Source organism: Flavobacterium foetidum (assembly GCF_004634245.1).
Taxonomy (GTDB): Bacteria; Bacteroidota; Bacteroidia; order Flavobacteriales; family Flavobacteriaceae; genus Flavobacterium; species Flavobacterium foetidum.
In genome coordinates this window covers 314,633-336,920 of record NZ_SJTF01000002.1, presented here as the reverse complement: position 1 = coordinate 336,920, position 22,288 = coordinate 314,633, and the positions used below count along the sequence as shown (strand labels likewise).

General features: G+C 35.3%; 22 protein-coding genes. 12 read left to right on the top strand and 10 right to left on the bottom strand.

Annotated features, from left to right (window positions below):
- Positions 1–237 precede the first annotated feature (237 nt).
- The 8 genes from E0W73_RS03785 to E0W73_RS03750 all read right to left on the bottom strand — a co-directional run bounded on the left by E0W73_RS03785 (position 238) and on the right by E0W73_RS03750 (position 8,165).
- Complete coding sequence (locus tag E0W73_RS03785; RefSeq protein WP_135220765.1) at positions 238–1,518, bottom strand: hypothetical protein; 1,281 nt, start codon at positions 1,516–1,518, stop codon at positions 238–240.
- Between the two features lie 204 nt (positions 1,519–1,722).
- Entirely contained in the window at positions 1,723–2,289 is a 567-nt protein-coding gene (locus E0W73_RS03780) for a YceI family protein (RefSeq protein WP_135220764.1), read from the bottom strand.
- A gap of 31 nt (positions 2,290–2,320) precedes the next feature.
- Positions 2,321–2,953, bottom strand: a complete 633-nt coding sequence (locus tag E0W73_RS03775) for an NAD(P)H-dependent oxidoreductase (RefSeq protein ID WP_135220763.1) — start codon at positions 2,951–2,953, stop codon at positions 2,321–2,323.
- 13 nt (positions 2,954–2,966) lie between these two features.
- On the bottom strand, positions 2,967–3,425 hold the full coding sequence (locus E0W73_RS03770; RefSeq protein WP_135220938.1) for a MarR family winged helix-turn-helix transcriptional regulator: 459 nt from the start codon (positions 3,423–3,425) through the stop codon (positions 2,967–2,969).
- A 289-nt stretch (positions 3,426–3,714) separates the two neighbouring features.
- Positions 3,715–5,301, bottom strand: coding sequence for a glycerol-3-phosphate dehydrogenase/oxidase (locus tag E0W73_RS03765; RefSeq protein ID WP_135220762.1), 1,587 nt, complete (start codon positions 5,299–5,301; stop codon positions 3,715–3,717).
- Between the two features lie 215 nt (positions 5,302–5,516).
- Positions 5,517–5,993 (bottom strand): DUF6691 family protein, encoded by a 477-nt coding sequence (locus E0W73_RS03760; protein WP_135220761.1) that lies wholly within the window; start codon positions 5,991–5,993, stop codon positions 5,517–5,519.
- Positions 5,994–6,003: 10 nt separating this feature from the next.
- Complete coding sequence (locus E0W73_RS03755; protein WP_394345983.1) at positions 6,004–6,573, bottom strand: YeeE/YedE family protein; 570 nt, start codon at positions 6,571–6,573, stop codon at positions 6,004–6,006.
- A gap of 173 nt (positions 6,574–6,746) precedes the next feature.
- Positions 6,747–8,165 carry an MBL fold metallo-hydrolase gene (locus tag E0W73_RS03750; protein WP_135220760.1) on the bottom strand — a complete coding sequence of 473 codons (1,419 nt, stop codon included), beginning with the start codon at positions 8,163–8,165 and terminating at the stop codon, positions 6,747–6,749.
- Between the two features lie 204 nt (positions 8,166–8,369).
- On the opposite strand from E0W73_RS03750, the gene E0W73_RS03745 reads away from it, so the two are divergent.
- The 5 genes from E0W73_RS03745 to E0W73_RS03725 all read left to right on the top strand — a co-directional run bounded on the left by E0W73_RS03745 (position 8,370) and on the right by E0W73_RS03725 (position 12,992).
- Complete coding sequence (locus E0W73_RS03745; protein WP_135220759.1) at positions 8,370–8,960, top strand: HD domain-containing protein; 591 nt, start codon at positions 8,370–8,372, stop codon at positions 8,958–8,960.
- Between the two features lie 266 nt (positions 8,961–9,226).
- Complete coding sequence (locus tag E0W73_RS03740) at positions 9,227–10,573, top strand: cytochrome ubiquinol oxidase subunit I (RefSeq protein ID WP_135220758.1); 1,347 nt, start codon at positions 9,227–9,229, stop codon at positions 10,571–10,573.
- A gap of 2 nt (positions 10,574–10,575) precedes the next feature.
- Positions 10,576–11,652, top strand: a complete 1,077-nt coding sequence (gene cydB / locus E0W73_RS03735) for a cytochrome d ubiquinol oxidase subunit II (RefSeq protein WP_135220757.1) — start codon at positions 10,576–10,578, stop codon at positions 11,650–11,652.
- Between the two features lie 421 nt (positions 11,653–12,073).
- Positions 12,074–12,370 carry a hypothetical protein gene (locus tag E0W73_RS03730; protein WP_244248428.1) on the top strand — a complete coding sequence of 99 codons (297 nt, stop codon included), beginning with the start codon at positions 12,074–12,076 and terminating at the stop codon, positions 12,368–12,370.
- A gap of 235 nt (positions 12,371–12,605) precedes the next feature.
- The gene (locus E0W73_RS03725) at positions 12,606–12,992 is read left to right on the top strand and encodes a helix-turn-helix transcriptional regulator (RefSeq protein WP_135220755.1); all 387 of its coding nucleotides are present in this window, start codon (positions 12,606–12,608) and stop codon (positions 12,990–12,992) included.
- 132 nt (positions 12,993–13,124) lie between these two features.
- On the opposite strand, the gene E0W73_RS03720 is transcribed toward E0W73_RS03725, so the two are convergent.
- Both E0W73_RS03720 and E0W73_RS03715 read right to left on the bottom strand, forming a co-directional pair.
- Positions 13,125–13,910, bottom strand: a complete 786-nt coding sequence (locus E0W73_RS03720) for a sulfite exporter TauE/SafE family protein (protein ID WP_135220754.1) — start codon at positions 13,908–13,910, stop codon at positions 13,125–13,127.
- A gap of 153 nt (positions 13,911–14,063) precedes the next feature.
- A complete protein-coding gene (locus tag E0W73_RS03715) occupies positions 14,064–14,690 on the bottom strand; it encodes a Crp/Fnr family transcriptional regulator (RefSeq protein WP_135220753.1) in 627 nt (208 codons plus the stop codon).
- Positions 14,691–15,051: 361 nt separating this feature from the next.
- Here E0W73_RS03715 and E0W73_RS03710 point away from each other — a divergent pair, with 361 nt between their 5' ends.
- The 7 genes from E0W73_RS03710 (at position 15,052) to E0W73_RS03680 (ending at position 22,209) form a co-directional block, all read left to right on the top strand.
- Entirely contained in the window at positions 15,052–15,363 is a 312-nt protein-coding gene (locus E0W73_RS03710) for a rhodanese-like domain-containing protein (protein ID WP_135220752.1), read from the top strand.
- Positions 15,364–15,441: 78 nt separating this feature from the next.
- On the top strand, positions 15,442–17,022 hold the full coding sequence (locus E0W73_RS03705; protein ID WP_135220751.1) for an NADP-dependent glyceraldehyde-3-phosphate dehydrogenase: 1,581 nt from the start codon (positions 15,442–15,444) through the stop codon (positions 17,020–17,022).
- A gap of 265 nt (positions 17,023–17,287) precedes the next feature.
- Positions 17,288–19,165 (top strand): M1 family metallopeptidase, encoded by a 1,878-nt coding sequence (locus E0W73_RS03700; RefSeq protein WP_135220750.1) that lies wholly within the window; start codon positions 17,288–17,290, stop codon positions 19,163–19,165.
- A gap of 145 nt (positions 19,166–19,310) precedes the next feature.
- Positions 19,311–19,919, top strand: coding sequence for an outer membrane protein assembly factor BamD (locus tag E0W73_RS03695; RefSeq protein ID WP_135220749.1), 609 nt, complete (start codon positions 19,311–19,313; stop codon positions 19,917–19,919).
- Between the two features lie 96 nt (positions 19,920–20,015).
- Entirely contained in the window at positions 20,016–20,435 is a 420-nt protein-coding gene (locus E0W73_RS03690) for a GNAT family N-acetyltransferase (protein WP_135220748.1), read from the top strand.
- A gap of 141 nt (positions 20,436–20,576) precedes the next feature.
- Positions 20,577–20,954, top strand: coding sequence for a hypothetical protein (locus E0W73_RS03685; protein ID WP_135220747.1), 378 nt, complete (start codon positions 20,577–20,579; stop codon positions 20,952–20,954).
- Between the two features lie 172 nt (positions 20,955–21,126).
- Complete coding sequence (locus E0W73_RS03680; protein WP_135220746.1) at positions 21,127–22,209, top strand: efflux RND transporter periplasmic adaptor subunit; 1,083 nt, start codon at positions 21,127–21,129, stop codon at positions 22,207–22,209.
- Positions 22,210–22,288: the final 79 nt, after the last annotated feature.

Genomic DNA, 22,288 nt, shown 5'->3' with positions numbered 1-22,288 from the left:
CGTGATGACAAGCCTTTTATATTTATAGTTTTTACAATACCATAGGAAGCTTCGTTCACGACGTCTGACGTAAATTACTCCACCACCAAGTATTGTTTAAAATTGTTCTCATTTTTTTTTTTTTTGTTGAAGCAAAGATATAAATGTAATTTTAAATAGCGTATATAAATTTTGAAAAAAATCTATTCGAATTTTTGAAATTTGTTAAATTTTATAGATTAGTTTAGCTTCAACAGCTTAATTACCAATAGCTATTGTATTGTTTACATTCAATCTAAAATCTGGATTTCCTTTGATATTTGGCAATGCAAAAAGCTCGTTATTTTTCATTTTTGTGAATTGTACTCCAAAATCTGGATTGCTGTAATAGCTTTTTAGTCCTGGATTGTTGCTTGCCGATTCGCTGCTTATTTCGCCTGTGCAATTATTGGCAACTACATTTTTCAAAGCAATCTTAGAAAGATTTGCTTCTCCGTTTCCGATGCTTCCTTCTAGCAGAATGAAAGGAGTAAAACCGGAAACCACACTGTTTGAAAGATTAAAAAGCGTGTTTTCTTTTACATAAACAGACTCTCTTACCAATCCTTGATTATTTTCTTCCAAATTGATCAGCGTAATGTTGGAAGCATTTATTTGGGTCATTGGTTTGGTCATATCGGTATTGGCTACTTTCTCATACGAATCTACCTCGAAACATCTTGAGCCCGAAATATCCGAAGAGAAAGGATGACGAATGGCAATACTATTCGTAATGTTGATTTGCGCACCTTGCGTAAAATCGAAGTCGTCGTCTGTAGTTCTATACGAAATTAAATTATTCATATTTAGATTACCGCCGTAACATTCAAAAGAATCGTCATTCGAAAAACTGATTTGTATGTGGCTTACTAATGTCTTTTTGCCTACACCTGCAAGAGAAAGACCGTTTAACTCTTTTTGTGCGCTCAATTTTCTTCCAGCATATTCAATTCTGATATATTTTAAGATTCCTGAATAATCTTCAGCATCTTGACCTCCGTAATGGTTTAAGGTCGGTTCTAAGTCAAACGGAAGTGTTTGTAAGCCTCCCAAAGTATTGATTGGAGCCTTACCCATAACAATAATGCCGCCCCAGTCGCCTGGTTTTCTTTCTGTTTTTTCTTTGTTGGAGGTAAAAATAATAGGATCTGTTTCCAATCCTTCGGCAATAATTTTAGAACCGTTTGTAATCACAAGTGTGCCGCAAGTTTTGTCGTCTCCGCGAATGACAGTTCCGGGCTCGATAGTTAAAGTGGCATTATTGGTAACATACACTACACCAACCAGCTGGTAAGTATTGCGTTTAACCAGTTTGGTATCTTTCTCAATAGTTCCGGCAATTATGTTGGTGGCTTCGTTATATTCGTTAGCGGCAGGTTTAAAATTGGTCCAATTGTTCAGCCAGTTGCTGGTTCCAATAATTCCTTTTGGCTGTTGTTGGGCGTGTAGAAACAGACTGTTAATTAGGATAATAAGAATAACTTGTACTTTTTTTTTCATAACTATGATTTTTAATTTCTAGTTTTTGATTTTTTAATTGACCCAAAATTAGACCGCTTATGTTAATCAAACTCCTGCTGATTATTACCAATATGTTATGTGAGTATTAAGAATGTTATTATTTTGAAAACTTTGCAAAAAAGAAACCCCAATAGCCAAAACTATTGGGGTTTCTTAAATTTATGAACTAGTAAGCTTCTAATATTAGAATTTTAAAGATACAGCTAATTCGAATTCGTCATTGATAGTTTTGTCTCCTAAACCATCAAAGAAACTTCCTGAACCGTATTTAATGTCGTATTTAGTTCTGTCAACTTTGAAAGCAGTTGTAGCAGTGTTTCCTTTTACTGTGATGTCAAAAGATACCGGTTTAGTGATTCCTTTGATAGTTAAGTCAGCAGTTACACTGTAAACATCAGCAGATTTTGCGCTGATAGTTTTGAAAACTAGTTTTGAAGTTGGGTATTTATCAGTTCCGAAGAAATCGTCAGCTTTTAAGTGCCCGTTCAATTTTCCTTGATATTCTCCAGTTAAATCTGTTGCAGTCAAAGATGTCATGTCTACTGTAAAGCTTCCTCCAGTTAATTTTTTTCCTTTAAAAACTACAGCTCCGTCTTTAAAGTTTACAGTTCCAGAGTGCTCTCCTGTTACTTTTTTACCTACCCATTTGATAGTAGACGCTTTTACGTCGATTTTTTTAGTTTGTGCGTTTACTGAAACGCTAGCCACTGCTACGAATAATGCTATTGCAAATGTTTTAAAATTTTTCATTTTGTTAAAATTGATTTTGGATTAATAATAATTATAGAGTGATAAATAATTCTTCGTTTGATTTTCTAACTTTTTTCAGGTGTTGTGACTTGTCTTCGTCGTGTCTGTAGCCTACTGTTGCAATTACTGAAGCATTTAAGCCTAATTTGTCAAAACCTAAAATTTCGTTGAAAGATGCTGCATTATAACCTTCCATTGGAGTAGCGTCAATTTTTAACTCTGCCGCTGCATTCAATAAGTTTCCTAATGCTAGATAAGTTTGTTTGGCTGTCCAGATGTGTTTTGCATCTTCAGTCAAATTTGCGATTACATTTTTCATCATATCGCTAAATCCGCCCAAAGCTTCTGCAGGAACGCCTCTTACTTCACTGATATTGGTGATGTATTTGTCAACAGAACCAGCGTCAAGGTTTAAGTCGTTTGCGAAAATGAATAGGTGAGAAGCATCTGTAATTTGAGATTGTCCCCAAGCGGCTCCTTTTAATTTTTCTCGTAATTCTGGATTTTCAACAATGATTACTTTATAAGGTTGCAATCCGTATGAAGAAGCGCTTAATCTAACGGCTTCTTTTAATGTATTTAAATCTGTGTCTGATATCTTTTTTGAAGCATCAAATTGTTTGGTTGCATATCTCCAATTTTGATTTTCTAAGAAATTGCTCATAGTCTATATTGTTTTATTTATTGGTTCTGTATTTTTCTAATAACTGGTTTAAAAAAACTAATTCATCGGGTTTTAGATTATTAGCAAATGCGCGTTCGTGCTCATCTACTTTTGGATCTAATTCTTCTAAAACATCCAATCCTTTCTGGGTAATCAAGACTTCGATTTTTCTTCGGTTGTCTGGACAAACGTTTCTTGTTACAAAATCCTTTAATAATAATTTGTCTACCAGTCTTGTCGTATTGCTTGTTTTTGCCAGCATCCTTTCCTGTATCACGCACATATTGGCCGGATTTCCTTTTTGCCCTCTTAATATACGCAACACGTTATATTGCTCTCCAGACAGATCATACGGTTTGATTAACTCGTTGAAATGATCCTGAATCACATTCTGTGTGTACATGATATTCAGAATAACTTTTTTCGCATTATCCATCTTAACCGTACTCTTAATAACTTCTTCAATTGTCATAGTCGTAAGTGTATAATTTGTATATACAAATGTAGAATAATTAATAGTTGTATATACAAATGTCATGTTAAATTTTTGTTAATATGTAAAGATCTTATTAGGGAGGATTTTTTGTGTCGATATAAAGTTACTCAATTTTATTTTTTAAATTATTGATATATTGTGATTTAACGTAGAATTAAAATTGAGAAAGTAGATTTTGTTGTTTCTTTTTGGATTAGAGTTTTTGTAAGGTGAATTTTTAAGTTTCCTAAGAAAATAATTAATTTGGAGTCTGTTTTTAAGTCGATTATGAAATTTCTCTAAACTCTGAGAGAAAAAATCCTTTAGAAATCTCTTTAAAGTTGGCAATTTCTTTTCGTATCCAATTTTCATCATGACCTAATTCTATGGCAATAACTTTTGCTATTTTTTCTGAAACGGCTAAAGCTGCTCTGGCATCTAAAAATAATAAGCGAACACGTCTTGCTAAAATATCATCAATAGTTCTAGCCATTTCATAACGAATAGCCCAAATGACTTCTGCCATAGTAAATTCGTAAGCAGGATGAAGCTTTTCTTTTAATTCGGGTTCGTTTTGTTGCAGTTCGATTATTTTCGGAATATCAGAACCATATATATAAAGGTGATTTTCTCTGTCTTGAGAAGTAGTTGTTTTATTTCCATGGATGGAGAGATGTTCTGTACGGCATTCTTTTTTAGGCAATTTTCCAGTTTTGATTGCTTTGTCGATAATGTCTTGGGCAATTTTTCGATAAGTGGTCCATTTTCCTCCAGTAATCGTAATGAGTCCCGTTTCTGATACTATGATTTTATGGCTTCTCGAAACTTCTTTGGTGCTTTTGCCTTCTTCTTTCGGCGCTGCCAATGGACGTAATCCAGCAAAAACAGAAAGTACATCGGCTCTTGTTGGTTTTTTTGCTAAGAATCGCTGGGCTGTTTCCAAGACAAATTCGATTTCGCTTTCCAATGCAATAGGTTCCAGGCTTTGTTTCTTTATTAATGTATCGGTAGTTCCTACTACAACACGGTTGTGCCACGGAACAGCAAACAAAACTCTTCCGTCTTTTGTCTTCGGAATCATTAAGGCATTTTCGCTAGGGAGAAAAGATTTGTCAAAAACCAAATGAATTCCCTGACTCGGAACAATGTATTTTTTATAAACTTTATCATTAAGTTTCATAATGGCGTTGGTAAAAACGCCAGTTGCATTTACAACAACATTGCTTTGAACGTTGTAAGATTTTCCAGTTTCCTGATCAATTGCTGTAACGCCAGTAATTTGATTCCTGTCGTCTTTTAATAAACTGACGACTTTTACATAATTTAAGAGACAGGCACCATTTTCCGCAGCAGTCTGCGCTAAATTTATGGCTAGACGAGAATCATCAAATTGCCCGTCGTGATAAACGACGCCATTTACCAATCCGTTTTTCTCAACGTTTGGAAGCATTTCTATAGTTTTCTTTTTCGAAAGATATTTGGAACTCCCTAAACTTAGGCAGCCAGACAATAAATCGTAAATCTTTAGTCCGATAGTATAGATATAACCGCTTAGCCAATGATAATTCGGAATAACAAATGACTGGTTTTTTACCAAATGATTTGCATTTTGAGCCAACAAACCTCTTTCTTTTAATGCTTCTCGAACCAAATGTACATTTCCCTGTTCCAGATAACGCACACCACCATGAACCAATTTAGTGCTTCGGCTGGAAGTTCCTTTTGCAAAATCTACGGCTTCAAATAAGATGGTTTTGTAACCACGACTTGCAGCGTCAATTGCTGTTCCGAGTCCGCTTGCTCCACCGCCAATAATTATTATGTCCCAATTTTCGGCATTCTGTAATCTGGATAACTGTTCTGAACGGTTCATATTTTGCGTTGCTTTTATGGGACTTATTTGTTTTAAACAAACTTAACAAAAGGAAATTAAAATTGATGAAAAATATTTAACCGCAAAGCACGCAAGATGCTTTCCTAATAAGGTCGTATAAAGCGCAAAGTTCGCAAAGCTATGTAAATAAACTTTGCGAACTTTGCGGTTAAATCAACTTGAAACCTGAAACAAAGAAAACTTGAAACAAATTTTTAGTGTGGCAGTTTATCTTTAATCAAACCATAAACCCAAGTGCCGAAAATAGCACTTACTAAAGTTACTACGATTACCGTCGCTCCTGTACCAATCTGCGCAAAAAGCGGACCAGGACATGCGCCCGTAATTGCCCATCCGAAACCGAACAGAAGTCCGCCATAGATTTGTCCTTTGCTGAAAGTCTTGGGCTGGATTTCGATTTTTTCGCCATCAAGGGTTTTGATATTAAATTTTTTAATCAATTGTACTGAAATTAATCCAACAGCAACAGCGCAACCAATTACGCCGTACATGTGGAATGACTCAAGATGAAACATTTCTTGTATTCTAAACCAGCTGATGATTTCCGCTTTTACGAATACAATTCCGAAAAAGATTCCAACAATTAAATATTTAAGATTTGCAAATCCAGTTTCTTTTTTCTGGCTTGCATTGATTCCTTCTCCGTCGATGTTTTTATTTTCTAAACTCATTTTTGAAATTTTAAAGTGAAAGAATATAAGGCAAAATAAAAAGGGACATTACAAAACCGCCAATCATAAAACAGATGGTAGCTATTAGTGAAGGCCATTGCAGATTTGAAAGTCCCATAATGGCGTGTCCGCTTGTGCATCCGCCAGCGTAACGTGTTCCGAAACCAACCAAGAATCCGCCCACGACAATCATAATAAAACCGCGAATCGTTAGTAAGCTTTCCCAAGAAAATAATTGCGCAGGCACTAGACCGCTGTGGTCTGTGATTCCATAAGTTGCCAATTTCTCTGATAATTCTGGAGCAATTTCTACCGGATTTGGATTTGACAAGAAATAAGCGCCAATAACGCCTCCGAAAAATATTCCAAGAACAAAGAATAAATTCCAGCTTTCTTTCTTCCAATCGTATTTAAAAAACGAAATATTGGCAGGAATACAAGCGGCACAAATATGACGTAAGGACGAACTAATCCCGAAAGATTTGTTTCCGATAATTAACAAAATTGGAACAGTTAATCCAATCAGTGGGCCTGCAACATACCAAGGCCAAGGTTCTCTTATAATTTCAATTATACTCATACTTTAAAATTAAGTGCTTTTTATTTTTAACCATATAAGTGATATAAGGAATTATAAGCTGGAACGTTTTTGCTTATATAACTTAGATAGTGAAAGTAAATATAAGAGTTTAAATTGCGTACAACCTAAAAAGAACTTATATCACTTATATGGTTAAAAATTTATGTCAATGTTTATGCTTTCAAAACTTTACTTTGGCACACAAAATCTGATTTTGGAACTTCGGTTTTCGAGATTGCTCCGAAACCGCCTTCGACTTCAGAGAAATTTCTGAAACCTCTTGCTTGCAAGATAGAAGCGGCAATCATACTTCTGTACCCTCCTGCACAGTGCAAATAAAAATGCTCGTTTGGGTTAATGTCTTTTACCCAGTCGTTAATATAAGCCAAGGGTTTGCTGTAAGCTTCGTCAATATGTTCAGCTTCGTATTCTGTTTCTTTGCGAATGTCTACGACTTTGTCTTCACCAAATTTAAATTCGTTAGCAAATTGTTCTGCTGTAATTCGGTTTACGGTATCAATTTCAAAACCAGCATTTTGCCAAGCTTCAAAACCGCCTTCCAGATGTCCGATGATGGTATCAAAACCAACGCGGCTCAAACGAGTAACCGCTTCTTCTTCCATGCCGATAGCAGTAACCAAAATAATTGGCTGTTTTACATTCGCAATCAAAGTACCGACCCAAGGAGCAAAATCGCCATTGATTCCGATATTGATAGACTGCGGAATAAATCCTTTGCTGAAATCGGCTGCGCTTCTTGTATCCAAAATCAATGCATCAGTTTCTTCAGCAACAGCTTCAAAATCTTTTACATTTATTGCTTTCATTCCGTTATGCAAAACCGTTTCAAAACTTTCGTAACCTTGTTTGTTCATGGCTACATTCATGCTAAAATAGGCTGGGGGAGGCAATAATCCGTCAGTCACTTCTTTGATGAATTCGGCTTCGGTCATATCAGCACGCAAAGCATAATTTGTCGCTTTTTGATTTCCGATAGTAGAAACCGTTTCTTTGCTCATGTTTTTTCCGCAAGCGCTTCCCGCACCGTGCGCAGGATAAACAATTACATCATCAGCCAAAGTCATAATTTTATTTCTTAGCGAATGATACAAAATTCCAGCCAGTTGGTCTTGAGTCATTCCAGATGCTTTCTGTGCTAAATCAGGACGGCCTACATCGCCAATAAATAAGGTGTCTCCAGAGAAAATCGCATGATCTTTTCCGTTTTCGTCAATTAATAAAAAAGTTGTGCTTTCCATGGTATGTCCTGGAGTGTGCAAAACTTTAATGGTAACTTTTCCAAGCTTAAATTCTTGTCCGTCTTTAGCAGAAATGCAATCAAACGCACACGCAGCATTTGGTCCGTAAACAATTGGTGCGCCGGTTTCTTTGCTCAAATCTACATGTCCCGAAACAAAATCAGCGTGAAAATGGGTTTCAAAAATATATTTGAGTTTAACCCCGTCACGTTCCAAACGATCTAAGTAGGGCTGTGTTTCTCTAAGCGGGTCAATAATGGCCGCTTCGCCATTTGAGGTGATATAATATGCACCTTGCGCAAGGCATCCGGTGTAAATTTGTTCTATTTTCATGATAGGTATTATAAAAATGATGGGATACAAAGGTAGCTTTGTTTTTTAAAAAAATAGGTGACTAATGTTACAGAAATTAGGTTTTTGTGTAAAAAAATGTGGAGTTTGTCATAGGATTTGAGATAAATGAATTTTAAGCCGCACAATTACGGTTTAAGCTTTAATTTTGCATATGACGAATGTCATTTCAAAATAAAAAAGAAAATGAACACAAAAGATTTAGCGGATCAAATTGCTTTTATAAAAGAAATTGATAAGGTAAAATACATTCAGCGCAAGACAAAATTATTCAACAGCGACCGATGCGAAAATGATGCAGAACACAGTTGGCATTTGGCATTAATGGCAATTGTTCTGGCAGCACATTCGAATGAACCGATTGATGTTTTGAAGGTCGTAAAAATGGTTTTGATTCATGATATCGTAGAAATTGATGCTGGAGATGTTTTTATTTATGATACTGTAAAAAATCATTGCAATACCGATCAAGAGCGTTTAGCAGCCAATAGGATTTTTGGTTTGCTTCCTGAAAAACAAAAAGAAGAATTTATCAGCATTTGGGAAGAATTTGAAGCTGGCGAAACCAACGAAGCGAAATTTGCCAAGTCAATGGACAGATTGGAGCCATTATTGCAAAATACTTCTAACAACGGCGGCACCTGGAAAGAGTTTGGAGTAAAATACGATAAAGTCTATGAAAAGAAAAGCGTCATAAAACACGGCTCAGCAACTTTATGGAATTATGCAGAAGGTTTGATTAATGAAAGTGTTGAAAAAGGGATTTTGAAGAAATAATATTTCACCATATAAGTCATATAAGTTCATTTATTTCCTGCAAGGTTTTCAAAACCTTGTAGGTATTAAGACTTAAGAGAAAACACCTACAAGGTTTTGGAAACCTTGCAGGAGTTAATCTTAAATAAGCTCATTTGGACGTCTGATGCTATTATATACTTATATCACTTATATGGTTCAAAATTTTAAAAGAAACTAGTATTTTAAAGAGGCTATTCGGGTTGTAATGGTTAAATTTGTAGAACTTCATAAACAAATTACCACTTATGGAAGAAATGCTCTTTTATGACCGAATGCAATTTGCCTTCACCATTACTTTTCATTACCTTTTTCCGCAGCTTACAATGGGTCTTTCGCTCATCATTGTTTACTTCAAATGGAAGTATCTAAAAACTAAAGACGAACATTACAATCACGCCACCCATTTCTGGATGAAAATCTTTGCCCTCAATTTTGCGATGGGTGTTGTAACCGGAATTCCGATGGAGTTTCAGTTCGGAACCAATTGGGCAAAATTTTCCGAATTAACGGGAGGAATCATCGGGCAAACATTGGCAATGGAAGGAATGTTTTCTTTCTTTCTCGAATCGTCATTTTTAGGTTTGTTTTTATTTGGAGAAAAACTCCTCGGACATAAATGGCATTTTGTAACCGGATTATTAATCATGATTGGTTCATGGGCAAGCGGATTTTTAATTATTGCCACTCATTCGTGGATGCAAAATCCTGTAGGTTACGAAATTTTAGAAAACGGAAAATTTGTATTGAATAATTTTCAGGCTTTATTTTTAAATCCGTGGCTTTGGCCTTCTTATTTGCACAATCAGGCGGCTTCTTTAGTGACAAGTTCTTTTGTTGTGGCTGGAATTGGAGCTTTTTATATTTTAAGTAAAAAGAATGTTTCTTTCGGAAAATTGTTCCTAAAAACTGGAGTTGTTTTCGGATTGATTTCGAGTATTGTTGTAGCGGTGCCGACAGGAGATTTAGCGGCAAAAAATGTTGTAAAATATCAGCCAGTAACTTTTGCAGCAATGGAGGGAATTTTTCATACCGAAAAGAAAGGTTCTGAAATTGTCTTAATCGGTCAGCCCGACGTAAAAGACAAAAAACTGGATAATAAAATCGCAGTTCCAAATATTCTAAGTTTCTTGACTTACGGAAATTGGGATCAGGAAATAAAAGGTTTAGACCAGTTTGAAGAAGATTTGCATCCAACAAACATTTCGGGATTGTACTACGCTTATCATATAATGGTCGGATTGGGAACTGTTTTTATTGGTTTGATGGTTCTTTCTCTTTTTCAATTGATAAGAGGGAAGTTGTTTCATACCAAATGGCTTTTGTGGTCGCTCATGTTTATGATGCCGTTTCCGTATATCGCCAATACAACAGGCTGGTACACGGCCGAGTTAGGAAGACAGCCTTGGCTGGTTTATAATTTAATGCGTACAGCATCTGGAGCATCGCCAACTGTTTCGTCAGGAAATACCTTGTTTACGTTACTCGGTTTTATTGGTTTATACCTTCTGCTCGGAATGCTGTTTTTGCTTTTAGTTGGAAAAATTATCAATAAAGGACCTCATCATGTGGAACTTTCAACAGAAAAAATATAAGTATGGAATTTTTTTGGTACGTAGTTTTAATGGGAATTTTGGCCGTTTATCTGGTTTTAGACGGCTATGATTTTGGAGCAGGAATTATTCATTTGTTTTTTGCCGATACAGAAAAAGACAAAAAAGCAATCACCAATTCAATTGGTCCGTTTTGGGACGCCAACGAAGTTTGGTTAATTGCAGCGGGAGGTGTTTTGTTTTTTGCATTTCCGACTTTATACGCTTCTTCTTTCAGCGGATTTTATCTGCCTTTGATTATGATTTTATGGCTTTTGATTTTCCGTGCAATCGGACTCGAAATGCGCGGTCAAATACATAATCATATGTGGGAAAGTATTTGGGATAAAGCTTTCGGAATCGCAAGTTTGCTTTTGGCTTTATTCTTTGGAATTGCCTTAGGAAATATCGTTCGCGGCGTCAATCTCGGAATGGTACAAAACGGAGTTTCAACACAAGAGGCGCATTACTTCTTTCTTCCGTTATGGAATCCAACCTTTAGTCCACAGGCAAATGAATTAGGAATCATCGATTGGTTTACGCTTTTCCTAGGAATTGTGAGTGTTGTGGCTTTAACGATTCATGGCGCTAACTGGATTATTTATAAAACAAATTCTGCTTTAAATCCGAAATTGAAAAAAGTGGTTTTTGCTCTAAACATTGTTTTGCTGGTTTTAGTTTGTATTTCATTACAAATCTGGCACTTTATTGAGCCTAAACCATTTCATAATTTTGTAGAAAATCCGATTCTTTGGTTTTTTCCTTTACTGACCTTTGTTGGGATTTTAGGATTGTTCAAAGTTCGTTCCTTCAAAAAAGACGGTCATGGATTTGTATTCTCGACGTTCTTTTTAGTTGGTGGATTTGCCTCAACTGCCGTTTCGATTTTTCCGAATGTACTGCCTTCAACCAATAAGGTAAATCCGTCCTTGACGATTTATAATACTGCCGCCCACGAATACGGTTTATCTGCCGGAATGAGCTGGTTTTTTATTGCATTGGCTTTAGTAATAGTGTATTTTATTGTTCAGTATAGAGTTTTCAGCGGAAAAATGGATGATATTGGGTATGGGGAACATTGATTTTGTTTGGCCACCAATTACACAAATTTCACGAAATCAATATCTGTATAAAAATTATATCAACGCCTCTAGTTTTTGCTGGAGGTTTTTTTATGCAGGTATTTCATCACCCCTAAATCATATATCGAAAAGTAAAAAGCTTTAAAGCCAATTTATTTTATGTAAAGATTTAATTACAACTCACAGTTATATTCTATAATTTCAATTGTAGGAAAAAAAAGAACATATTACCTAATATTGCGGACCTAAGAGATTAAAGGAAAAGATTTCTCACATAAAACCCGTAAAATTTAGTATTATCCGCAGATTATTTATGTTCATTACACTCACTTCCGAAAAGATTGAATTTCGCTTCAAATCGAAGCAATGGCATTATCATTTTGATGAAATCAAAGAACTTGGATTGGTTCGGAGAAAAAAAATGTTTTATCTACACAATGCCACTTTTGCCGCTGTTACAGCGATTACTTATTACTTTATGATTTTTACCGATGTCAACGATTTGTATTATCTAATTCCGGCAATTTTAGGGTACACAATTCTAGTTAGCAGCAGATTTTACAATACCGAAGAATTTGTATATCTGGTTATGATTAGAGATGTTTATGATAACGAGAAAAGAGTAAAAATTGCATCAAAAGACCGTTTCTTGGTTGGTAAACAAATTGATTCCTTTCTCGAACTTCAGTTCAATCAGAACATTAGGAAAACTGCATAGATTTAAGGAAATAATAATAATGTTTACATCTGGAATCCCGCGCTGCGACTACATTTTGATGATGACAGCGTTTGTATATGGTTTTATTATTACCATGCGAAAAAAGCAATAATTTTTTACTTTATTCATCGCGATAAAGTAACTTTAAAGTTCCCAAAAATAAGTATAGTTATGCTGTTAAAAGGTTTAACAGCGGGCTGTTTTGACTATACATGACCCCCAAATCAGAAATTATATGGCCGCAACAATTAAAAACAAAATTAAAAGCATTAGAGAGTTAAAAAATTATACTCAGGAATATATGGCAGAAAAATTAGGTGTAACTCAGGCGGGTTACAGTAAGATTGAAAAAGGAAAAACTTCCTTGAGTTATGAAAAATTGGTTGAAATTGGAAAAATTCTAGATGTCAGTGTAGAAGATATCATAAGTTTCGACTACCATAGGTATTTCAACAACTTCAATAGAGTTACTGGAAACAACAACGGAAGTATTTTGATAAATACAGAAAATACTTCTATTTTAAAAGAATTATATGAAGACAAAATTCAATTATTAGAAAAACTTCTGAATCAGACTGAAATCGAGCTTGGTCGTTATAAAGACAGGTTTGGGGAACTGTAGAGTAAAGCTCGATTTTTAGTTTCATCTTTGTCAAAGCCTAAAACTTTGACAAAGATTACTCTACAAGTAAAACTAAATTCAAAAAATATTTAAAAATCTGCACTGATGCGCTAACAGTGAGAACATTAAATTCTAAAGCAAAACTTCTTTTGCAATAATGTAAAATCCCATAACGAGTACAAACCAGCCAAAAAGTGGTTTTAGTTTTGTACCGTCTATTTTTTTTGAAAGCTGGCTTCCAATAAACATTCCGATTAGGGCCATTATGGAAACGCTTAGTAAAAAAGTGTAGTTTATGGGTGTGCCGATATACAAATCTCCGGCAAAACCTATAGCTGAATTAATAGTGATGATTAATAGTGAAGTTCCGACTGCCTGCTTCATTGGCAGATTTGCGAAGAATAACAAAGCGGGAATAATTAAAAAACCTCCTCCAGCACCAAGAAATCCCGTTACAATTCCGACCAAAAAGCCAATAAAACTAAGCTGCGCATAATTGGTTTGAGACGATTTTATTTCCGATTGGTTTTTTCGTATCATCGAAAGCGCTGCCGTTATCATTAATACCGAAAAGATAATCATAATCAAAAAATCTTTAGATACAGTATAAGAAGCTATAGAAAACAAGGTTGCGGCAATTTTAGGAAAAATGACTTCGCGGATTATCAAAATCGAAATCACAGACGGAACAGCAAAATACAAGGCAGATTTTAGTTTTAAATTCCCCATTTTGTAATGGCTGTAGCTTCCAGACATGGCGGTTATGCCCACAATAAACAACGAATACGACGTAGCTTGATCCGGATTTACTTTGAATAGATAGACCAGAATGGGAATCGTCAAAATCGACCCGCCACCGCCAATAAGCCCAAGCGTAATCCCGATAATGATAGATGCTAAATAACCTGCAATTTCCATTTGTAATCTTTTCTGCAAAGGTGCTTCGGAAATTACAAACCTACAGTAACATTTATCACAGAAGCTTTTTTTTCGCCACGAATTACACAAATTCGCACAAATTATTTTCACATAGAGAGAATTAGTGTTATTCGTGTAGTTTGTGGCAAAAACTTATTTTAATAACTCAATCTGGTTGCGGTTGAGTTTCACGAGGCCTCGTTGTTCCATTTTTTTGAGCAAGCGGGAGACCACTTCGCGTGAAGTATTCAGTTCGGCCGCAATTTCCTGATGGGATAGATTCACTTCAGAACAGCCACAGGCATCAGAATGTCTTTTTAAGTAAAACTCCAATCGCTCATCCATCGAGCGAAAAGCAATATTGTCGACGACTTCTAAAACTTCTTCAAAACGGTTTCGGTAAGTTTCTATGACAAATTCGTACCAAGAACGGTGTTCCATCATCCATTTGTCCATCATCTGGAGCGGAATCATCATCACCGAGACATCTTCGACCACTTTTGCCATAATTTGGCTTTTTTCACTTTTTGCGGTGCAAATCATCGAAATAGCGCAGGCTTGACCAGGTTGCAGATAATACATCAGAAATTCTCCACCGTCTTCTCCCTCACGATAAATCTTGATTTTGCCTTTTGTAATCAGAACTGTGTTTTTGATGTATTGTCCGGTACGCATTAAAATTGTTCCAGCCTTAAAATCCTGCAAGGCTCCATTTTTTTCTATAGCAGCGATAAGTTCGTTAGAGAAATTAGGAAAAATGGATTTTATTGAATGCTGCATTTTATGGATTTTTTTTGCTTCGAATTCTACTGATTTCCGCACATTGATGAGTGCGGATTTTTGCAATTCTAAGCTGGTGTTTTTGTCAAAATCGAATTGAATGTCGTGATTGTTTGCAAAGATAGTAGTTTGAAATGCTATTAATTGTCAAAAAAATATATTTTAGATTAATTTTATGTAAATGAAAAAATCCTATTTTCTATCGAATTTATAGACTATATTTTTAAAAATAGTAACTAAATTTGTAATTCACTGATTATAATGCTTTCTCTAAAACGTTTTCTGAGAATAATAATCGAAATCGCATTTGAGACGTTTTTTGTATATAGAAACGTCGTAATTTTACAAAAAGACATTTATTATGAATTTATCACAAGAAGATTGGGTAGCGCAGCTTAATGCTGACCAAAATGCAGTTATACTTGATGTAAGAACTGCAGACGAATTTAATGACGGCTACATTGAGAATGCCATAAATATTGATATTCATAAAGGACAGGGTTTTATTTATGAAATCGAAGAACTAGACAAAAATAAAAACTACTACGTTTACTGCCGTTCTGGAGCCAGAAGCGCCAAAGCCTGCCAGATTATGAACGAATTAGGTATAGAAAATGCCTATAATCTGCTTGGTGGAATCCTGGATTGGGAAGGAGAAACCGTACAACCATAAAAACATAAAAAAGAGGCAGAAAAAAGCCTCTTTTTTCTTTTGAAAATAGAATTACCAGACCTATTAAACAACCAAATTATGAGTTTTATACCAGAAGAATATCAGATTAATACGCTGATAAACCAAGATACTTATCTTGTAAATGGAGAATTGAAACAATGGACAGGACAGACCACGCCTGTTTTTTCTACTATTTCCTCAACAGAAAAATATTCGCCGACCTTATTAGGATCAATTCCTTTTATGGGAGAAAAGGAAGCAGCTGAAGTTGTTGAAGCCGCGACAGCCGCCTACGACATGGGACAAGGATTATGGCCAACCATGAAAGTCGTTGACCGTATTAAATGCATGGAGAAATTCGTTACCCAAATGAAAGAAACCCGCGAAGAGGTGGTAAAATACCTAATGTGGGAAATCGGAAAATCATTGGGGGATTCTCAAAAAGAATTTGACAGAACCGTAGAATATATTTACGATACAATTGACAGCTACAAAGAATTGAACGGCCGCAGCTCTCACTTTTCAAAAGTGCAAGGCGTCAACGCCATGATTCGTCGTGGTCCTCTTGGAGTTGTACTGTGCCTAGGACCATATAATTATCCGCTAAACGAAACTTTTTCGCTTTTGATTCCGGCGCTAATTATGGGTAATGCTGTGATTTTCAAACCTGCTAAACACGGTGTTTTATGTATTTCGCCATTATTAGAAGCTTTCAGAAGCAGTTTTCCGAAAGGGGTGATCAATATTGTTTACGGAAGAGGCCGAGAAGTAGCTTCGCCAATTATGAAGTCTGGAAAAATTGATGTTTTGGCTTTAATTGGAAACAGCAAATCGGCTATCGCACTTCAGGACCAGCATCCAAACAAAAACAGATTACGTCTGATTTTAGGTTTAGAAGCTAAAAATCCAGCCATCATTCTTCCGGATGCCGATTTAGACCTGGCTATTCAGGAATGCATTACAGGAAGTTTGTCTTTTAATGGTCAAAGATGTACTGCGTTAAAAGTATTGTATGTTCATGAGTCTATCAGAGAAGAATTCAACAGACGTTTTTCTGAAAAAGTAGATTCGCTGCAATTTGGAAATCCTTGGGAAAAAGGAGTTTCTTTAACCCCACTTCCAGAATCAGACAAACCGAAATACATTCAGGGATTAATTGATGATGCCACTTCAAAAGGAGCAGAAATCCTAAACGAAAAAGGAGGAAAGCATACTGATAATTATATTTTTCCGGCAGTTTTGTATCCCGTAAATCAGGAAATGCGAGTGTATCACGAAGAGCAATTTGGACCTGTGGTTCCGATCATTTCTTTTCAGGATATTAAAGAGCCTTTAAACGATATGGCCGAATCAAACTATGGGCAGCAAGTTAGTTTGTTTGGTAAAGACATTAAAACCCTAGCTCCGCTTATCGATGCATTGGTAAACTTAGTATGTCGCGTAAACCTCAACAGTTCTTGCCAAAGAGGTCCGGATGCTTTCCCGTTTACAGGAAGAAAAGATTCGGCAGTAGGAACTTTGAGCATTCCTGACGCTTTGCGATCATTCTCAATTCGTACTTTCGTGGCTTCAAAAGATATCGATTATAATAATGAAATTCTGCAGGAACTGCTTAACAGCAAAGAATCAAATTTTATTAATACCGATTACATTTTATAGAAATCAAAACTATATAATATTGTAGATTCCGTCTGTTTCTTTGATTCAGGCGGATTTTTTTTGCTAAGGTGCTGAAGGTACTGAGGTGCTGAGGACTGAAGTACTTAGATGCTTAGATTCTGATTTTGATTTTTAACAAATGGCAAACTAAACTATAACAATAAACAATAAATCTGGCAATTCACAATTAATAATTAAATTTGTAACATTGCTTTAAAACAGCAGTCTTATTTCAGTAAACAATTTAAAAAACTTAAAATCATTTATGAAAAAGAGATTTTTGCAATTTGTAGTAATAGCATTTGTTCTTTCAGCCCAAAATAACTTTGCCCAAGAACTTTATATGCCCAGAAATATAAAAGCGGCATATGCAAACGAAACACGTTCTAAAGACGGGAAACCAGGGCGAAATTATTGGCAAAATCACGGAAAATATAATATGGAAATTACCGTGGAGCCTAAGACAAGAATGGTAACCGGTTCAGAAAGTATTATTTACCACAATAACAGCAATGATACCTTAAAAACTATTGTCATACGATTTGTAAACAACCTCCACAAACCTTCTTCTCCGCGAGGGGGTAATGTCAGTGATGATTTTTTGAGCGAAGGACTTACCCTAACTTCATTAAAAATTGATAATGAAATTTATAAAGAAGATGCAAAAAACTGGGGAACCGTAGGAACGGTGAAACTTAAAAAACCAATTTTGCCTCACTCGAAAACCACTCTTAACATCGATTGGAATTATCCATTATCTAAAGAAAGCGGAAGGGAAGGACAAATAGACGAAACGACATTTTTTGTGGCTTACAGTTATCCTCGAGTTTCGGTTTATGATGATTATAACGGCTGGGATAAACTACCTCATACCGATCGTCAGGAATTTTATAATGATTTCAATGATTATGTATATTCTGTAAAAGTACCCAAAAATTATGTGGTGTATGCAACGGGAGATTTGCTAAATCCCGATGAGGTTTTGCAACCTGATTTTGCAACTCGTTTAAAGAAATCGTACACGACAGATGAGATTCTTCATATAGCCAACGAACAAGAAATAAAAAGCGGTATTGTAACCAAGCAATACGATTGGAATGTCTGGAAATTTGAAGCAAAAAACATTACCGACGTCTGCTTTGGTTTGAGCGATCACTATTTATGGGATGCCAGCAGTGTTGTGGTAGACAAGAAAACAAACCGTCGCGCCAGTGTTCAGGCTGCTTATGACGTAAAAGGCACCGATTTTGTAAACTCGGTTAAAAACAATCAGTATGCGTTAGATTGGTTTTCTAATAACTGGCCAGGAGTTCCGTACCCGTTTTCTAAAATGACTGCTTTTCAAGGTTTTGCAGATATGGAATATCCAATGATGTGCAACGATTCGCAGATGGGAGATGCAAAATTTGCACAATTGGTACAAGATCACGAAGTAGCACATACTTATTTTCCTTTTTATATGGGAATTAATGAAACCCGTTACGCTTTTATGGATGAAGGATGGGCAACTACTTTTGAATATTTGATTGGAATTGCTGAACATGGAAAAGAAGCTGCCGACAAGTTTTATAAAAATTTCAGAGTAAAAAGCTATATCAATGATCCTTCGGGAGAACAAGACCAGCCGATTATCACAATGTCAACTCAGGTATCGGGTGCGGGTTATGGAAACAACTCGTACGGAAAAGCTTCATTGTCTTATCTGGCGCTAAAAGATTTGCTGGGCGACGATTTGTTCAAAAAATCATTGCACTTTTACATGGATACATGGAATGGCAAACACCCAATTCCGTGGGATTATTTCAACTCATTCAATACAGCATCTGGTAAAAATCTGAATTGGTTTTTTAATAACTGGTTTTTCACCAACAGTTATCTAGATATAGCAGTAAAAAGCGTTTCTTCAGATAATAAAATAATCACTGTCGAAAATATTGGTGGATTTGCAATTCCGTTTGACGTTGTTGTTACTTATACAGATAATTCAAAAGAAACCTTGCATCAGACTCCGTCAGTTTGGGAAAAGAATCAAAAGACAGCTAAGATTGTTTTAAAAAGCGGAAAGAAGATTAAACAAGTAGAACTTGACGGCGGTATTTTTATGGATGCCACTCCAAAAAATAACAGCTGGCAACTGAAATAAGATTTTCTAATTTGAGAGAAAAAAATCACCTTTTTGACTTAAAAGGTGTTTTTTTGTTTATATCAATTCATATTTATCCAATAAAAGTAAGAATTTGTCAATAAAAAATGTAGGTTTGCAAAAAAACAAATAAACCTACTATTTAATGAGAAACAAATTACTTTTGATTGTTCTCTTATTTACTTCTCAGATTTTTGCGCAGAACGACCCCAAAACCGCATTTCAGAAAGGTAAATACGAAGCAGCAATTTCGTACTACAAAAAAGCTGACTATGTAAAAGCTATTGACTTATTTTCATTGGCAGCAAAAATTAAACCTGAAAATCAGATTGCTCAGGAAGCTGTTAAAAAAGTGGATACTTTAAGAGAGATCTTAAGAAAAAACATTCTTGACCAAGCAATCGGTTCTTGGAAAAAATCGGGAGACCACCCAGTATGGGCATCAACTAATGTAGATAATACCTCTGGAGTCGACGAGATTATCGAAATCAGCAAAGATGAAATTCTATTTTATGAAGTAGACAAAAAAACAAAAGCAAAAACCCTGATTAAAAAAGAGAATTTGATTTACAATGATGAAAACAGTCTAGTATCGTTGTTTTCAGAAATAATCCTCTCAGACGGCACAATCTGGAACTGCCAGATTAACGAAAAATCAAATGTGCTTCATGTAATCAATATAGCTGTTAAAACGGAAAACGGAATTCAGAAAATAAATACCGATAATTTGGAACGGTATTATGTGAGAATCTAAAAATACAAAGGGAATTCTAAAAAGATTCCCTTTTTTTATGCGCTATGGAATCTAATATTTTTAATTGAATTAATTTTGAGGAGTAAATAATAATCCATGAAAATTAAAAAAATTAACGCTTCAGATACTTGGCAGATTCGTCACGAAGTCATGTGGCCAGAACAGCCTTTTGAATTTGTTCAGTTAGAAGAAGACAATTTGGGTGAGCATTTTGGGGTTTTTATAGAAGACAAATTAGTGGCAATTGTATCCTGCTTCATCAATGGTACTGAAATGCAGTTTAGAAAACTGGCTACTTTGGTTTCTTATCAAGGGCAGGGAATTGCTTCAGAATTAATGAATTATATTTTAGAATTCGCAAAAAGCAACAATATTAAAAAAGTGTGGTGCAACGCAAGGACAAATAAAAAATCATTCTACGAAAAGTTCGGGATGCAAGATACAAATCAGGTTTTTGAAAAAGCAGGACAGGAATTCACTGTAATGGAAATTGTTTTATATGTAATTGATTTGTAATTAATTACTGTTTTTTTTTGAAAATCTGATGCTGCTGTTTTAAATTAAAATTAAGATGAAAACGTTTTCGCCTATTTTTAGTTGTTAAGGATTTCTTATTTTATTTTTTTTATTCCGATCTTTTAGTACTTTCGCACCCAAATGAGAAAGTTAATAGTATTTTTAGTATTCATGAATTTGCTTCTGTCAGGCGGAGGCCAATATCTTAATGCAAATACTTTTGGCGGCTCTCATCATCAAATCGAGAAAAAACATCGGGTTAAATTTACAAGTCAGGACCGTGGTTCTTCAATCATTGAAGATGCCGATGTTGATATCGAAGAAGATCTTCTTGGAGGTGATGATGTTGATGGACTTACGAATAAGTTTTTTGCGGCTTCGTATAGTTTGATAGATACCTTGTATCTAGCTCTTTCAGATCAGTCTGTGGCGAAAGAGTCGAATCGTTTTAAATTTTCTACGCCTGTCTTTGGGCATTCAAATCCTTTATACATTACGCAACGAGTATTAAGAATTTGATTTACAAGTATACATTGGCTGCCTAGTTGCGATCCAGCATATCTTGTGATGTATACTTTTTTTACTTCTCCTTATATGAAAATTAAGGTCTGACTAAGGCACTGATGTCTAAAACCATCTAAAAGGAATCTTTGTATTCCAGCATTCAATCGCTTAATTTCCATTAAAAATCATGAAAAGAATTGTCTTGTTCACAGGCTTTATGGCCTTGGTGTGCTTAACCAGTTGTACATCAAAAAAAGAAGAGAAAGAAGAAGTTGAAAAATTTACAGTTACCAATCCGGTAAAAATTGACACTTCGTTTACCAAAGAGTATGTTTCACAAATAAAATCGGTTCGAAATATCGAACTTCGTGCGCAGGAAAAAGGTTTTCTGCAAAATATTTACGTCGATGAAGGACAGTTTGTAAAAGCTGGGCAATTATTGTTCAGAATTATGCCAAACATGTATCAGGCAGAACTCCTAAAAGCTCAAGCAGAACAAAAATCGTCTGAAATCGAATTACAAAATGCCAAACTGTTGGCCGATAAAAATATCGTTTCTAAAAACGAACTGAGTGTTGCTCAGGCAAAACTGCAGTCGGCTAAAGCAGAAGTTTCATTAGCAAAACTACATTTATCATTTACAGAAATCAGAGCTCCGTTTGATGGAACAATCGACCGTATTCCATTAAAACTGGGAAGTCTTATAGATGAAGGCGAGCTACTGACGAGCCTTTCAGACAACAGTCAGATGTTTGCTTACTTCAATGTTTCTGAACCTGAATATCTTCAATACGAAACCAACATCAAAGATCGCGCTGATAACAAAGTGTCTTTAGTTTTGGCTAATGGAGCTATTTTTAAGGAAAAAGGTAATGTGGAAGTTATAGAAAGTGAATTTAATAACGAAACTGGAAATATCGCTTTTAGAGCTCGATTTCCCAATTCAGGAAAACTTTTAAGAAATGGCGAAACAGGACAAGTTCAGATGATTGTTCCTCTTAAAAACGCTATTCTGATTCCGCAAAAAGCGACCTACGAAATTCAGGACAAGAAATATGTTTTTGTGGTAGATAAAAACAATAAAGTAAGTTCAAGAGAAATCACGATTACCGGCGAAATCCCTGATTTATACGTGATAAAAAGCGGTATTACAGAAAATGATAAAATTTTGCTTGAAGGCGTTCAGAAAGTAAAAGAAAACGACAAGATAAAGTTTGATTACGAATCTCCTAAAGAAGTAATGAATCATTTACGTTTGAAAGCAGAATAGTTATTTGTTTCAATAGTTTCAAGTTTCAGGTTTCAAGTTATGTAAGAAACCTGAAACTTGAAACTTGAAAACACTTATA